A 15462-nucleotide genomic window follows, 5' to 3' on the forward strand; every position below is an offset into this window, starting at 1 on the left:
GGAGTTCAGTCTTTTTCGTCCGGTTCCTCACCGGCCGTGGCCGAGACGAGGTGCACCAGCCGGGTCATCTGACGGTCGGCCCAGGCGGTCCGGCTCTGGTCCAGGGTGACCCCGAGCAGGAAGTGGCCGTCGGACCGGTCGGCGTAGAACAGGGCGCCCTCCTCGACGTCCAGGACGACCCGGGTGAGGCGGCCCGGCATCACCGCGCGCAGGGACTGGTTGAGCCGCGCCACGACGTAGTGCAGGCGCTCGCCCAACTCCGAGTAGCGGGTGCGTCGTTCGTCCCGGCTGAGGCCGCCGAAGAAGCGGGACAGCTCGGGATCGTCGAAGACGTCCGCGCTGAAGCGGCCGGTGCCCGGAGCGAAGTAGCCCGCGTAGTGCAGGCCTTCGGTGGTCACCGCGTCGACACAGCGCGCGAACGCGGCGGGCTCCGGCGTTCCCCAGTCCCCCTCCCTGGCCTGGAGGGGTTCCTTGGCACCCGCCCGCCGCTCCGTCTCCGGAGCCGGTGACTCGGTCTCGAAGCCGCCCGGATTCATGAGGGGGAGACCGATCTCCCGGCGGAACGCGCCCACCAGGTCCGCCATGGCGCGGTCGCCCGCGTCCGCCGTGTGGGCGCCCAGGGAGACACCGGTCAGGTAGTCGTCCGCGCGGAAGTAGTAGTGGAAGACGGCGCCGTCGCCGAACTGGAGCACGCTGCGGATGAGGCGACCGCTGTCGACCGACCGCAGCACATGGTCCATCCGGCCCAGGATGTAGTGGAGTTGACGGCCCAGCCGCGCGAACCACTGCCGCCTGCAGTCCTGTTCCTCCCCGCCGAACGTGCCACCCTGGGACGTGGGCAGCCGGTCCAGGATGTCGGCCGAGTAGTTGAAGACGCCCCAGCGGTACTCCGCGACATGGTGGAGCCCGTCCTCGCTCAGCGCCTTCCTGCACAGCTCCACGAACACATCGCTGTCGTCGGTCACATGAGCCGCGCGGTGGACTTCCGGAGGCCGGGGGGCGGGAGGGCGTCCCGGTCGGGCGGGAACCGGCCCCTCGCGCGCTTCCGGTGTGCCCGCTCCCGCCCCGGACACAGGCTTGTCGTCACTCATCTCTCCCCCATCCCCCGTCGTTCAGAACGTCCGGCCACAGTGCGCGCAGCTGCGCGCACAGGGTCAGCAGCAGCGGACTGGTGCCGTCCGGCAGCGTGCCCACGGCGACCGTCGCCGCGGCGAAGGTGTCGTACGGCAGGCGCATCAGCGGAGCACCGACCCCGGCGGGGTCGGCCGTGGGGGACCGCTCGGCGCTCGGGCTGTTGCACACCCAGCCGATGACCTTCGCGCCCAGTCCCCGGTCCGCCAGCCACGACAGGAGCCGACCGGTCTCCTCGCCGCCCTCCGGGCCCAACTGCCCCACCAGGATGATGTGTTCGACCCGGTGACACACCTCAAGAGTGACCTGCGTGCGGCTGTCGCCACAGTCGACTATGAGACAGCCCCCCAGCTCCACGAGCCGGTCGACAGCGGTGCCGACGACCTCCTCCAGCGTTCCGTCGGTCGGCAGCCGTTCGCCCGGCTTGTCGCCGGGGCCGAGCGGGAACAGCACCATGTCCTGCCGCCGTCGGGCACCCGTGTGCACATGCCGCAGATAGCGGGCCAGGTCACGCCCGGCCAGCTCCACGTCGTCCCCGGCGAAGCCCAGGAGGCCGTCGTCAAGGGCTGCGCACGTGGTGTTCCAGGAGCGGGTCAGCGTCGTCAGCCCACCGCCGTCGATGTCCGCGTCCATCAGGATCACGGACTGCCCGACCCGGCCCACCGCGTCGTCGATGAGCAGTCCGGCCGCCGCCGTCAGCAGTGTCGCTCCACTGCCACGCGTGGTGGACAGGACCGCCACCGCGTGCGGGACGGCGACGGACTCCCTCCTCGGGTGCGCCATCGAATCCTCCTTGCCGTGCTGTTCGCTCAGATCTTGGGGATGTCCAACTCGATGCCGATCCGGTTGTCCGGACCCGCCCGGCCCGTGCCGTCCTCCCGCAGCCCCAGATGTGCGGCCACCGTCAGCGTCAGGGGATGGTCGGGGCCGAACTTCGCCATCAGCCCCGCATACGTCTGCTCGTCGAGTTCCCGGGCCGCTCGCGAATCGCCCGCGAAGACAAGCAGGTTGGCGTGGCAGAGGGCCGCCGTGAGGACCAGCGGATGCTGCGGGTCGACCGACAGGAGCTCGCGCAGGCCGCGCAGCCCGCGCTCACTGACCTCGGCGGCGGTCTCGTCCTCGGCGTCGCGCAGGCACAGCGCCAGGTTCACCTCGCAGATCCGGGCGAAGAGATGGTCCTCTCCCCACGTCCGGTACGCCGCGAGGTTCTGCTCCGCCAGCACCCTCGCCTCGGCGGTCCGGCCCAGCATCCGCAGATCGGCGGCCTGCCCCACCCGCGCCGAGAGCGCCTCGGGGTGCCCGGCGCCGCCGTAGGACTCGAAACCCTCCGCCGCCTGCACGTCGCACTTGCGGGCGGACTCGGTCTTGCCCTGCCGGGCCTCGGCCGGCAGGCCGGGGGAGAGCGCGGCGATGTGCCGCAGCGTCGAGGCCAGCGCGCAGGCCGTGCGCAGGGTCGTCAGGTCGGACGGGCCGAACTCCTCGTGGTCCTTCGTCAGCCGGTAGATCTCCTGCAGCCGGCTCAACGACGCCTCGCACAGGCCGACTTCACGCAGCCGGCTGCCCACGTGCACGGAGGAGCGCAGGGTCAGCGGATGGTGCTCGCCGAGGACCCGCACCCGGCGCTCGTGGACGTCCTTGTGCTGTTCCAGGGAGTCGTTCGGAAGGCCCAGCATGGCCAGGGACAGCCCGAGGTTGCTGGCCGCCATCAGGGTGAAGTGGTTGTCGGGGCCGTACTTGGAGCGCAGCACCTCCCGGGTGGACTGGTCCTCGGCGAGCGCGTCCTGCGGGCGGCCCAGGGCACGCAGCTCACCACCCCGGCCCAGCGCGCTGCGCAGGGTGAACGGGCCGTCGAGCCCCTGCAGCCTGCGCAGTTCCTCCAGCGCCGCGTCGTTGACCCGGTTGGCGTCCGGGAACCGTCCCGCGTCGGTGTGGATGTTGGCCAGCTCCACCCGCAGTCGCAGCAGGAGCAGCCGGGCCGCCGGGTCGTCGGTGGACGACCCGCGGGTCCACGCCTCCTCCAGCCGCTGGGCCAGGGTGAACGCGGACGCCAGACACTGTGTACGGCGCCGGTAGCGCACCTGGTTGACCAGCCAGCGGCGCACTTCCGGGTCGCTGTCCTCCGCCGCCCGCGAGGGCTCGACATGGGTGTCCAGCTCCGCGTACAGCGGGTCCATCTTCTGGTCGTCGACGCGTTCGTCCGGAGGCGAGTACGCCGCGAGGACACGGCGGACACCGGACGCGATCTCCGCCGCCTCCTGGGGCGACAGGTCGCCGCGCTGCGACTCCAGGTGCATCCGGGGTGCCGTCAGCCGCCTCCCGTTCTGGCCGCGGCGGGCCTGGGACCGGCTGACGAGCCCCTGGGCGGCGAAGCCGAGCTGCACCCTGCCGTCCGCGCCCTCGGGCAGCCCCAGGAACTCCAGGGCGGCCGGCGACTCCAACAGCTCCCAGCCGACGCCCTCCGGCGACAGCACCGTCAGCATCTTCAGCAGGTCGAGCGAGGCCGGACGCTCCTTGCCCAGGTCCTCGACGACGCTCTGCCACACCGCCAGCCTGTTCCCCAGGCCGATGTCCTGACGGGTCCTGATCCCCTCGACGAGCTCGGCCACCGCCTCCTCCACCGGGCGCGCGGTGCTGCCCAGGTACGCGGCCATCTGGTCCAGCATCTGGGGCAGCGTCTCGCCCAACCCCACCAGCTCCTCGGCGAGTTGGGGCGTCAATTGAGGGGCTTTGCGGCGCAGGTACCGTACCGCCTCGTCCGGGGTCGGCGGCTCGATGTCGATCCTTCGGGCCAGCGCGCCCCAGTCCGGGTACTCGGACGTGATCAGGACATGTGCCTGCGGGCTGGTGATGAGCAGGCTCGCGATCGCGTCGGGGTGCAGGACGCCGTCGTAGACGAGGAGCAGTCGTTCGGTCCCGGTGTGCCGGCCCTCCAGCAGTTCGCGCAGCGCCTCGATGGCGCGGGGGGAGGAGCGGCGGGCGGCGCCGAGCCGCTCGCTCAGCAGGACGAGTTCGCGCTCGACGCGGTCGGTGCTGTTGGCCGGCATCCACCACACGACGTCGTAGTCCGCCTTGAAACGGTCCAGGTACTCCAGGGCGAAGGTCCGCTTGCCCACCCCGGCCGGTCCGTGCAGCACCACCGGCTGCGCCGCCTGGCCGGGCGGCAGCGCGTTCCGCAGCTGCCGCAGATAGATCTCCCGGCCCAGGAACTCGCCGTGGCGCTGGCGCAGGCCGTGCCACTCCCGGGGGTTACGGCCCGGGAAGCGCGGCCCGCGCCCGCAGCGGTCCGCCCAGCTGCGGGGGCGCCGGTCGGCGGGCAGGAAATGCGTCAGCAGGGCGGTGCGGGCGGGCTCCTCCTCCAGCGTGTACAGCTTGGGGCCCGGCCGGCCCCGGAACGGCGGCTGGACCTCGACGTCGTCGAGCCAGGCCACATCGACCTTCGCCCGGTTGGTGAGCCCGCCGCCCTTCGGCATGTGCCGCCCCAGTGCGGTGAGTTGGGGAGAGCAGAGCATGGCCGACGACATGAGGACGAGGAAGGTGCCCGGTGCGTCACCGTGGGCCGCCCCGTCACCCGATCCGCGATCGAATTCGCAGGGCACCCCGTTCGCGATGAGCTCGGCGCGGATCCAGTCCGCCCACTGCCGGTCCTGCGGTTCGAACACCAGTCGTACGACCCGGGGGGACGCCGGCACCTCGGCGAAGGCCTCGATGTAACGCTCGCGGTCGGCCGCCGCGATGGGCGCGAAGCGCAGCCCGGAGTTCCCGCTGATCTCCTGGGCGAGTCGTTCGTAGGCCTGCTTCTGCAGTGACGGCTCGTAGTCCTTGAGGGCGATGGGGATGAGGACTTCCTCGTACGCGAAGCTCGACAGGTGCCCGACCTCGACCTCGCGCCAGTACTGCTCCTCGCCGCCGAACAGGATCGGGCCCACGACGCCCTCGAACTGGTCCCGGGCCCGTGACCGACGGCGTTCGACCCGCTCCTGGTAGGAGACGTCGACCCGCATCGGCACCGGCAGGATCCTGATCCGGCCGTCGGACTGCTCCCGCACCTGCCGGGCGACGGCGGCGGAGCCCTCGATGGACTGGTTGCTGAGGTTGAAGCCGATGACGACGACGTCGGGCAGGACCAGCGTGCACAGGCTCGCGTTGTCCGAGTGGCCGGTACGGCTGTCGATGAGCACGTAGTCGTAGTCGTCGGAGTGGAGGCTCTCCCGGAGCGCCTCCGCGAAGCGCCGGCCCGCCTGGTCCTTGTAGAAGCGGGCCCATTCGAAGGCCGCGACGCGCTCGCTGTAGAGGCTGTCCTGGAGGCCGGGACCGAGGAAGTCGATACGGCCCTCGGCATGGGTGAACCGGTACGCGAGCGAGTCGGTGTGGTTGCCCACCTGGGTGTGGCGCTCCAGCAGTTCCGTCAGCCGGAACTCGGCCTCCGCCGCGGGGAGTTCCCGGCCGGCGAGCGCCTCCACGGCCTTGCCGTAGTCCTGGACCATCTCCACGACGCCCGTCGACTCGCGCAGTTCGGGGTCGCGCAGAAACGGGCGCAGGAAGAGATGCAGCCCGGGCGACTCCAGGTCCCAGTCGACGACGAGGACACGATGTCCCGCGTCGGCCAGCAACCAGGCGACATTGGCCAGCGCCATGGTGCGCCCGACCCCGCCCTTGTACGAGTAGAAGGTGACGACCGTCGCCCGGTTCCGACCACGTGCGGAACCCGACGGCTCGGCGCTGCTCATCGATGTCGCTCCAACTTCGGTGCGTCAGCTGTGAGGTCCCCGGAGGATCGGCCGCTCGTCGTTCCCCGGGTGGGAGAACCAGGATCTGCGGGTGGATGCCTCCCACCCCGGTTCAGGGCGGTGGGACGGTGGTACGGGGTGCGTAGGCTGCAACGGTACCCGGAGCGGCGCGAAGTGCCTATCAGGGAAGCAATCGGTTGAGAGCGGAATTCGCGGCATTTCCGGTACACCTGGGGACAGTGAGTAGTAGAGGTCCTCGGGAGTCATCACGGGGGGCGAGTGACGGGCACCGGTGAGGATCCGTTCCACCACCGCGCGCAGCACCTTCAGATATCCGCCGCGGGCGTGCGAGGCACCCACCAGCCCGACGAGACCCGACGCCGTGTAGTCGCCGACCGGCACTCTCAGCGTGTCGGGATCCTGACGGGGCGGCAGCCCCTTGGTGTTCCACAGGACCGGCACCAGAGCGGGCGAGCGTTCCCCGGTCTGGTGCTGCTCCCACAGCAGCCGTCGCCGGAACACCGCGAGGTCACGGAGCGCGCCGGGCTCTCTGTAGTAGTGCTCGGTGAGCAGGACGACCAGCGTCCGGCAGCGCATGGCCGGCGTCCAGCCCCAGCCCTCCGGCTCGAAGGCGCCGCGGGAGGGCTCCGGGAGCAGACCCGTGTAGGCCGGGGCGGAGCCCAGCTGCCGGTAGATGGTGCTCTGGAGATCGGCGTGGAAGGTCCGCAGCCAGGGGTCGCCGGGTACGGGCAGGGCGTGACTGATGTAGTAGTACGGAGCACCTGAACCGGCCTGCGCGGTCATGGGATCGCCCCCCGGTCCAGACGCGCGTGCAACGTGGTGACACCGTTCGCCAGCCGGTCCCGCACATGGTCGATCAGGAAGCGGAGGTCGGCGCAGTAGCACGACGGATTGTCGAAGCCGTTGTCCGGCCGGTGCCGATGGGCGCGCAGACCACCGCCGCAGATGTCGACGACGGGACAGGACCGGCACTGCCGGCAGAGTCCGGCCAGCCCGGCACGCTCCGCGGCGAACCCCGGATCGGCCGCCGCGCGGTCGAAGTCGTGGGCCCCGATGTGCAGTACGGACCGGGCCGCCCCGGAACCGACCGTCTTGAGGATGTCGTTGTACTCGATCAGCCCGGACGGCTGGATCACGACGACGTCCGACCCGTACGGGCCCCACATCTCACTGGTGCTGGTACCGCCCAGCTGCAGATCGAGCAGGGAGTCGAAGAGCCGCAGCGAGGTCTCGCGCCGTACGGCGTCGAACCAGCGGTCGAACACCGCGGCGAGCCAGCGCCCGTACGGCGCGCCGCCCGCGTCCGGCGGCCTCGGCGGCGGGAACTGCCAGGTGGCATGCGGCAGCAGCAGATCGATGGAGGGCGGTTCGTGCTCCAGCAGCGCCTCGTACGTCGCCACCGGATCGGCCTCGATGTCCACGACGCACAACAGCCCGCCGTAGAGCGGTCGGTAGCGTGGCGTGCGGAGCAGCGCGAGCGCGCGGGCCACCTCGGTGTACGTGCCCCGGCCGGCCCGGTCGGGACGGCGCCGGTCGTGGGACGCGGCGGTGCCGTCGGTGCTGACGCCGACCGTGACGCCGTAGCGGCGGAAGACCTCCAGGAAGTCACGGTCGAGCAGTGAGGCGTTCGTCTGCACCAACAGGTCGACCCGGGTCGCCAGTTGGTCGCAGTCGGCGCGCAGCCGGCGGGCGAAGTGTTCGATGGTCGAGGGCCCCGCCAGTAAGGGTTCGCCCCCGTGCAGGATGACCTGCGCCCGTGCCGGGCGGTGCCGGCGCAGGTGCTCGGTGATTCTGCCGGACAACTGCCTCATCACGGCAGGGCTCATGACCAGCGGCTGGGTGGTCCAGCTCTGGTCACGGTGCTCGTACACATAGCAGTCGGGGCAGCCGAAGTTGCAGCGGCTGTACAGCTTGACGACGAACTGGGTGAAGACCGCGGCCGGTTCGGGGGGCGGCGGGACGGCGAGGCGTGCGGTCTCACACCGCACTTTCCCACCTCGGCCGCTCGGGGCCGGATCCTCGGCCGACGTTGCGCAGCAGCGCCTCGACGAGTGCGCTCCGGGGGAGACGGCACAGTTCGAGGGCGTCGGGCGGGGCATGGGAGGGACTGTCCGCGGACAACGTCGAACCGTGTGCCGTGTGTTGTGCCGCCTCACGTCCCATAGCGCAGGCTCCCCCCGACTGTCCCGGCTCCGCGACGCACGGAGTCCGACCAGCATGGTTCGGACAAGCGGACGAGGTGTCAGGAGAGGTGTGTGGTTCCTGCTACAGTCCGGGACTCGTGAATCCTCGGGCCGCTCGCTCCCCCGCTTGTGAATGCCTCGGCGCGCTTACCGAACGCTCCCACCAGACACCTGAGAGTGTACCGAGCGGGACCAAGTAAGCCTATCCTCGGGAATGTTGAGGGATGGTGAACCGGCCTCCGAGGAGCCGCCGCCGACCGATCGGCCATCTGTCGTGACCGAGTCTGCGCGAATGTCCGTCCTGCCGGACCGCCGGCGGTAGCTTGTGAGGAGCGCGTGGATCCAGCCGCTTTCTTCTATACGAGTTGTGTACGAGCCGACGGCTGGCGTGCGCTGACACGTTTCCACACCGACCTGGAGTACCAGCTGCGGATCCAGGAGGGGTTCGGTGTCAGTGGCGTCCTCGGCGCGCTGATGGAACCCGAGTCCGCCCGTGAGGGCGATGTGACCAGGGCCGGGGTGATGATCGCGCTGTACTCCCCGCGGTATTTCAGGGACCGCGGCGCGGGTCTCGAATGGTCCGTCTTCCGGTCCCGGATGCGGCACCACGAGGACACCCGCGGAGTACCGGCCCGCGGCTGTCTGATCCCGTTGTGCTGGAAGCCCGTCACCGGCGACGAAGTACCGGAGGCCGTACGGAAGTCGGTGGAGATTCCGGGAGCCTTCGACTGGCTGCGGCAGTACGGACTGGAGTCGTTGGCCGCCTCGTCGGAGTCGGAGGACGAGGCGCGCTATTACGCGCTCGTCGAACAATTGGCCAAAACCATCGCCGAGGCCGGGCGTACGGACCTGGAGCCGCTGGACGCACCGGACGCGCGGGAGCTGAGCCCGGAGTTCGGCAGCGAGGGCCTGTCCCAGGACCGCGAGTCGGCGGATGCGGCCGAGGTGCCGGAGGAGGCGCTGCCCGCCGATGAGGAGCCCGAGGACACTGGCATCCAGGCCCGCGGCCCGCGCTCCGTCGCCATCAGCTATGTGGGCGCGGACCAGCCGTGGGCCGACTGGATGAAGGAAGTGCTGGAGCAACGGGGTTACGAGGTCAGACAGCGCCGCTGGCGGGCCGGCCGCGAAGACCTCCGGGACGCGGTCGCCCAGGCGCGGGACGAGGCCGAGCGCCTGGTGGTCATCTTCTCGCGCAACTACTTCGCCGCCGGGGACACGAGCCCCACCGACTGGGCGGAGGTGTTCGTCGAATCGCGCGACAGGGCCTCACCCGACGTCCTGGTCCAGATCGACGCGACTCCGCGGCCCCTGCTCGTCCGCGACGCGCAGGTCGTCGTACTGGCCGGGGCGGATCTCCTGGAGACCGAGGAGTTGATCGGCGAGCTGCTGCCCGAGCCACCACAGCGGTCGGAGGACCGCGGGAGCGGCCGGTGAGCCCGCAGAGACGCTCGCCCCGGCAACTTCCCTCGATCACCAACCTCCCGCCGCCCGCGGCACCCTTCGTCGGCCGGGACGAAGAGGTCGAGCAGGCCCATGAGCTCCTCGCGGACCACGGCGCCGTGCTGGTGCACGACCCGAAGGACCGCCCGCACGGCTACGGCACCTCGCAACTCGCCATCACCTACGGCCATCGCTACACCCGGCACTACGAGGTGATGTGGATGTTCGACTGCGGCGGGGAGCGGGACCCGGCGCGGTTGGCGGACCGCCTCGAACAGGAGTCGCGGCGGCTGCGGGAGGAGTACGAACGGACGCGGGGCGAGCCGCTGGCCGGCCCCACCGCGGCCAACTGGCTCTACTTCTACAACAACGTGGTGCAACCCGACGAGGTCCGGCGGCACTTCCCGGAGGGCAACGCGCGCATCCTGGTCACCTCGCGCGCCACCGGCACCTGGGACACCCGGGCCCGGCTGTGCGTCGGCCCGCTGACCCGGGCGGGCTCGATCGAGCTCATCCAGGCGGTGACCGCGCTCGACCAGACGCAGGCCGACCGGCTGGCGGACGTCTTCGACGGGCACCCGGGGCAGATCGTGCGCGCGGGCCAGGCCATCCGCGGCGGCATCATCACCGCGGAACAGTTCGTCACCCTGACCGAGATAGCCCGCATGGCGCCCGCACCGGCCGAGGCGGCTTCCCGGTCGCCCGGGATTCCGGGACAGCTCCGGGCGGAGGTCTCCGACAGTGACCGCACGAGCCTGTGGACCAACCTCCTGCGGTCGGCGGTGTGCTGGAACTCCGGGAGCTATCAGCGCTGGATCGAGGCCCTGCGGGAACGGACGGGCATCCTCCTGGACGACGAGGTGACCACCGGCCTGTCCATGGAGGACCGCGTGGACCTGCTGCTGGACCTCGCGTTCGAGCAGGAGAGGCCCGACTTTCTGCGGGCGATCGCCGAGACGGTGACGATGGAGACCAAGAGGGCGGGCTCGGGCCGGGACCCGGCCAACAACGTGAGTCGCATCGTCGAGGAACTGGTGCGGGGCTGGCAGGGCGTCCCGCAGACGCCGTCGGTGACGGCGGCCACCGGAACGGCCACCTGCTTCTTCTTCACCAGCTGGTTCAACCGCGAGGTGTACGCCAAGGAGGTGCTGCGCTTCCACAACCTGCTGCAGCAACAGGTCGAAGTCAGGCGCGGGGAACGGGAGTTGAGTGACGGCTTCCTCGACCGGAACACGAGGCGCGGGGCGCAGTGGGAGCCGCGGCTGATCGAGGCGATCCGCACCACGAGGGTGCTGGTTCCCCTGATCACCAAGGACTACTTCACCAGCCCGTGGTGCCGGCGCGAGTGGGCCGTCATGATGCGGCGCATCGAGAGCGCGGACGCCGATCTGGGTCGGGAACCTGTCGCGATCATGCCGGTGTTCTGGGTCAGACCCGAGAGATGGTGGACGCTGCCGAAGGACTTCGAGCGCTTCCAGCACCGTGCGCCGGGGGAATACCAGGGCGACGTCTTCGAGTTGATGGCCTCTCACAGGGAGGACGAGCTCATGGAGTACGTGTCCGAACTCGCCCGGTCCATGGTCGACGAAGGGGGCGTTCACCTGCCGCACCTCGCTCAGGATCTGGTGATGGACCTTCCGCTGGCGTTTCCCGACGCCGACGACGGCGTCCGCTGAGAGGTGCGCCCGCCCACGGGCCTATTGTCGACCCATGAGAGTGGATCATCACGGCGCCGACTGTGTCTTCTGCGGTATCGCCGCCGGCACCGAATCGGCCCGCGTCGTCGCCGAAACCGCCGAGACGCTGACGTTCCTGCCCGTGCGACCGGTGCACCCCGGGCATGTTCTGGTCGTGCCCCGGCGTCATGTCGCGGACATCTGGGAACTCGACGAGGAGACGGCGGCAGCCGTCGGCACGGCGGTGCTCCGGGCGGCCCACGCGGTGCGGGCCGCCCACCGCCCCGAGGGGCTGAACGTCATCCAGTCGTCCGGGGCCGTCGCCACGCAGTCGGTGTTCCACCTGCACGTCCATGTGATCCCGCGTTACCAGGGCGACCGGATGCCGTATCTGTGGCCCGCGAAGGTCGAGGAGGATCCGGCACTGCTCGACGACTCCGCGCGGAGACTGCGCAGTGCGCTGACCGCGGGGCGGCACTGAGGCGGCACCGGACGGCAATCACAGCACGAAGACCAGCGCGAATGCCTGGCCCAGGGCCAGGCCCCCGTAGAAGAAGGCGAGGGTGGGAGAGACGGCGGCCTTCAGTACGCCCGCGCTCTCCTGACCGGGTGCCACGTTCATCGCGAAGGGCTCTACCGGATTCTCGGGGCGGCGCACCCGGTCGTACAGGCGCCGGAACAGCCGCTCCTGGTACAGGAAGTAGGCGTCGAGGAGCCAGAAGGCCAGGACCGGGACGAAACTCACCAGCGCGACCGAGCTCTTGCCGTTCCCGACGGCGTAGGCGAGCAGTGCGCCGGTGACCGTCAGCGACCAGCCCTTGATCAGGAACGAGTTGTTTCCCATCCGGGCCACGATCGTCTGGATCAGCTCCAGATGCCTGATCCGGTTGTCGTCCAGCCGTAAGCGATTCTCCGCCGACATTTGCCCCCCACAGTGTCAACTCGTCTGTAAAGGAGCTTACTCACCCGGCCCTCATCGGGGGTCTGGGGCGACGGACTCGTGGACGGGACGTTCGTCGGGTACGGGGTGGGTCGGTGTCCGGCCGGTGCCGCGGCGGCCCGCGCGGGTGGGGCGGCCCAGGACGACTCCGGCCAGGACCAGTGCCAGTCCGCACAGTTGACGGACCGTCAGGACCTCTCCGGCGACCACCGTGCCGAGCAGTACGCCGGTGACGGGGTTGAGCAGTCCGATCAGGCCCACCGTTCCGGAGGGCAGGTGCCGCAGCCCGGTGAACCAGGCCGCGAAGGCCAGCGCGGTGGCGACGAGGGTGACGTAGCCGAACGCGAGGAGCGCCGAGGGGGAGAGCGCGGGCGGCGGGCCCTCCACGGCCGCGGCGACCGGCAGGAGGAACAGCCCTCCGGCGGTGAGCTGCCAGGCGGTCGAGGCGAGTACGTCGGTACCCGTGGTGTTCCACCGTTTGGTCAGGATGTGGCCGAAGGCCGACACGAGCATGGCCGCGGCCGAGGCGAGGACTCCCGGCACGCTCACCCCGCCCGCCCCCGTGAACAGCATGAGACAGACACCGCCGAGCCCGATCGCCGCGCCGGCCAGGTGCGCGCGGCCGGGCCGCTCGGACACCAGGGCCCAGGCGATGAGCATCATCGCCAGCGGGGACACCGCCATGACGGTCGAGGCGATGCTCGTCGGGAGCAGCTGGGAGGCGGCGTAGACGAGGACGAAGAACACGCTCACGTTGAGCAGTCCGAGCACCGCGGAACGCCACCACCATGCGCCGCGCGGTCGTTGGCGGCACAGGGCGAGCAGGACGAGGCCGGCGGGCAGGGCTCGTAGGGCCGCGCCGTAGAGCGGGCTGTCGGGCGGCAGGAACTCATGGGTGACGTAGTAGTTGGCGCCCCAGGCCACCGGTGCGACGGCGGTCAGTGTCACCCATCGCATATTGGCTTCCATGGAAGATACTATACCTTCCTGGGAAGCTATCATGCTGTCCATGGACGCCCCCCACCCGCCGGACCGCGTAGCGCGCATCCAGGCCGACTGGCGCCGAGAGCGCCCCGACCTCGACGTCACCCCGCAGGGCGTGATCGGCCGCCTGCACCGCCTGGCCGGCCAACTGACGGAGGAACTCAACCTCGTCTACGGGCGCTACGGACTCGGCGAGGGAGAGTTCGACGTCCTGTGCGCACTGCGCCGCGCTGGCGAGCCCTACGAACGGGCGCCCGGCGAACTCGCCGCCCACACCATGGTCACCACCGGCGCGATGACGAAACGAATCGACCGCTTGGAGCGAGCCGGACTCGTCACCCGCCGCCGCTCCGACGACGACCAGCGCGGCCGGATCGTCGCCCTCACCCGCCCCGGACACGAACTGATCGACCGGGCGTTCACCGACCACATCCGAAATGAACACCGCCTGCTGAACCTGCTGACGCCAGGCGAGGCGGAGGCGCTGGAAGGGCTGCTCACCACGTGGCTCTCCCGCGTGGAGGATCCGCGTTCGGAGGGGAGTTCGCGTTCGGCGGGGGGTGGGTGAGCGGCGGGGGCGGGCTCGCTGCGACGAGCCCGTTCTCAGGTCTCGGGGGCAAACTCCGACCGCCCCGACGGCGGCATTCACGCTGTGCCCTGCGCGCGGCCACCGCGTGATCGTGTGTCCGGTGATGCGTACGTCGAGGGCGGCGGTCGCCGGTGCCGTGTCCTCACGGGTTCGTCCAGCGATGAGTTCCGATACGAAGAGAGGTCTTCTGTGGGCACGTCGAACTCGGCCGAGCCCGATGCCCAGCAGGGAGACCCCAGCGTGAGCGACTTCGTCGTCCAGCAGATCGTCAGGCCCGAACGCACCGTATCGGGCCCGTGGTTGGAGGTGATCGCCTCGAATCTCGACTACCACCGGGCGACCTTCCTGTGGAAGTGCGAGGGCCTCTCGGACGCACAACTGCGGCTACGCCCCCTGGGGTCCTCGGAGTTGACCCTGCTGGGGCTCATGCGCCATCTGCAGGGGGTCGAACGTGCCTGGTTCCAGCGGACGTTGGCCGGCACGACGCCCGGCTTCTTCCCCTATCGGACCTACGTCACGACCGACGGCGGTGAGTGGTACGACGAGTCGGACGCGACGCCGGCCAGGCAGGTCTACGAGGACTACCTCAACGCATGCGAGGAGTCGCGGCAGGTGTTCGCGGGCGTGACCGTCGACCTCGCGCGCATCGTGCCGAACCCGGAATTCGGTGACACCGACGTGCGGTTCGTCCTTGAGCACGTGATCGAGGAGTACGCCCGCCACGTCGGCCACGCGGATCTCCTCCGCGAGGCCATCGACGGCACCACCGGCGAGTGACCCTGCCCGATGTCGGGCAGAAAAGTGGAGGTCGCGCGGCCTAGGGTCGTCGTTCGTGATCGCCATAGACGCCTTGTGGACCTTCTCTCTGATGGTCGGACTGCTCACCGTCACTCCCGGCCTGGACACCGCGCTCATCCTGCGCACCGCCGGCCTCGGCCACCGCCGTCGTGCCTGGGGCGTGGTCCTCGGCATCCAGAGCGGCACGCTGATCTGGGGCGTGCTCACCTCGCTCGGTGTGACCGCACTCCTGACCGCCTCCCACCTCGCCTACGAAGTACTCCGCTGGGCCGGGGCCGCGTACCTCATGTGGATGGGAGGCAGGCTGCTGTGGACCTCCTGGCGCCGCTCGGCGGACGAGCAAGCCCACGGCGCTGTAGACGTCCAGCGTCGCCGTGTTCAGGGCGATGAGACCCCGGGCGAGCCGTTCGGCGCGTTGGCGGGCACGGGCGTAGCGCAGGGTGGCGGTGACGGTGGCAGCAGGGTGGAGAGCGCGACCAAGGAGCTGACCGGAGTGCGCAGTTCGTGGCTGACGTCGGTCCAGAACCGGGTCTTGGCCTCGCCGGCCGTCAGCAACTGGCACACGGTGGGGTGGCAGGAGATGAGGGCGTCGATACCTACGATCCGGATCACCCGCAGCACGGCCGGCCGGGTACCGGCCGCGCGCAGCTAGCCCTGAGTCCCAACGGCCGCACGGTGGGCGGAGATCAGCGCGTTGATGCCGCTGGAGTCCATGAACGTCAGGTCGGTGAGATCGACGACGGTCCGTGGCGGCATGTCAGCGACTCGCGGCTTCAGCGCCTCCTCGACGAAGTCGCGTGCCGCGTGGTCGAGTTCACCGCGCAGAGCGACGATCCGTACACCGTCGACGATGAGGCGACCGACCGTCAGACGGTCGGGGTGGGGCGGGCGTACGTCTGTCACCGTCATGATCAATTCGAGGAGGGAGAACATGAGGTACGCCGTGCAGGGTAGGCGTCGGCGGACAACGGGA

General features: G+C 70.3%; 14 protein-coding genes. 6 read left to right on the forward strand and 8 right to left on the reverse strand.

The annotated features are described in order from the left end of the window. Positions 1-5: 5 nt before the first annotated feature. The 5 genes from OC490_RS04490 to OC490_RS04510 form a co-directional block, all read right to left on the reverse strand. Positions 6-965: a hypothetical protein gene (locus OC490_RS04490; protein ID WP_262056463.1), complete on the reverse strand. Its 960-nt coding sequence runs from the start codon at positions 963-965 to the stop codon at positions 6-8. 118 nt (positions 966-1083) lie between these two features. After that, positions 1084-1914, reverse strand: a complete 831-nt coding sequence (locus OC490_RS04495) for a hypothetical protein (RefSeq protein ID WP_262056464.1) — start codon at positions 1912-1914, stop codon at positions 1084-1086. A gap of 26 nt (positions 1915-1940) precedes the next feature. Then, positions 1941-5858, reverse strand: a complete 3918-nt coding sequence (gene fxsT, locus OC490_RS04500) for an FxSxx-COOH system tetratricopeptide repeat protein (RefSeq protein WP_262056465.1) — start codon at positions 5856-5858, stop codon at positions 1941-1943. A 24-nt stretch (positions 5859-5882) separates the two neighbouring features. Then, a complete protein-coding gene (locus tag OC490_RS04505; RefSeq protein ID WP_262056466.1) occupies positions 5883-6662 on the reverse strand; it encodes a hypothetical protein in 780 nt (259 codons plus the stop codon). Then, the gene (locus OC490_RS04510) at positions 6659-7867 is read right to left on the reverse strand and encodes an FxsB family cyclophane-forming radical SAM/SPASM peptide maturase (RefSeq protein WP_262056467.1); all 1209 of its coding nucleotides are present in this window, start codon (positions 7865-7867) and stop codon (positions 6659-6661) included. Before OC490_RS04510 ends, OC490_RS04505 begins: the two co-directional genes overlap by 4 nt. A 531-nt stretch (positions 7868-8398) precedes the next feature. Here OC490_RS04510 and OC490_RS04515 point away from each other — a divergent pair. From OC490_RS04515 to OC490_RS04525, 3 genes are read left to right on the forward strand one after another with little or no spacing between them, the layout of a single operon-like run. Next, entirely contained in the window at positions 8399-9496 is a 1098-nt protein-coding gene (locus tag OC490_RS04515; RefSeq protein WP_262056468.1) for a toll/interleukin-1 receptor domain-containing protein, read from the forward strand. Continuing rightward, positions 9493-11178 carry a TIR domain-containing protein gene (locus OC490_RS04520; protein ID WP_262056469.1) on the forward strand — a complete coding sequence of 562 codons (1686 nt, stop codon included), beginning with the start codon at positions 9493-9495 and terminating at the stop codon, positions 11176-11178. The genes OC490_RS04515 and OC490_RS04520 overlap by 4 nt, the downstream gene beginning before the upstream one ends. Positions 11179-11212: 34 nt before the next feature. Beyond that, the gene (locus OC490_RS04525) at positions 11213-11659 is read left to right on the forward strand and encodes an HIT family protein (RefSeq protein WP_262056470.1); all 447 of its coding nucleotides are present in this window, start codon (positions 11213-11215) and stop codon (positions 11657-11659) included. 18 nt (positions 11660-11677) lie between these two features. On the opposite strand, the gene OC490_RS04530 is transcribed toward OC490_RS04525, so the two are convergent. Next, positions 11678-12100 carry a hypothetical protein gene (locus OC490_RS04530; protein WP_262056471.1) on the reverse strand — a complete coding sequence of 141 codons (423 nt, stop codon included), beginning with the start codon at positions 12098-12100 and terminating at the stop codon, positions 11678-11680. Between the two features lie 51 nt (positions 12101-12151). Then, on the reverse strand, positions 12152-13075 hold the full coding sequence (locus OC490_RS04535; protein WP_262056774.1) for a DMT family transporter: 924 nt from the start codon (positions 13073-13075) through the stop codon (positions 12152-12154). A 52-nt stretch (positions 13076-13127) separates the two neighbouring features. On the opposite strand from OC490_RS04535, the gene OC490_RS04540 reads away from it, so the two are divergent. From OC490_RS04540 to OC490_RS04550, 3 genes are all read left to right on the forward strand, one after another. Beyond that, positions 13128-13670, forward strand: a complete 543-nt coding sequence (locus OC490_RS04540; RefSeq protein WP_410098544.1) for a MarR family winged helix-turn-helix transcriptional regulator — start codon at positions 13128-13130, stop codon at positions 13668-13670. A 261-nt stretch (positions 13671-13931) separates the two neighbouring features. Next, entirely contained in the window at positions 13932-14468 is a 537-nt protein-coding gene (locus tag OC490_RS04545; protein ID WP_262056473.1) for a DinB family protein, read from the forward strand. A gap of 91 nt (positions 14469-14559) precedes the next feature. After that, positions 14560-15141, forward strand: a complete 582-nt coding sequence (locus OC490_RS04550) for a LysE family translocator (RefSeq protein WP_262056775.1) — start codon at positions 14560-14562, stop codon at positions 15139-15141. On the opposite strand, the gene OC490_RS04555 is transcribed toward OC490_RS04550, so the two are convergent. Next, entirely contained in the window at positions 15138-15398 is a 261-nt protein-coding gene (locus tag OC490_RS04555) for an STAS domain-containing protein (protein ID WP_262056474.1), read from the reverse strand. The genes OC490_RS04550 and OC490_RS04555 overlap by 4 nt on opposite strands. Positions 15399-15462: the final 64 nt, after the last annotated feature.

The organism is Streptomyces sp. STR69, assembly GCF_024519455.1.
GTDB lineage: Bacteria > Actinomycetota > Actinomycetes > Streptomycetales > Streptomycetaceae > Streptomyces.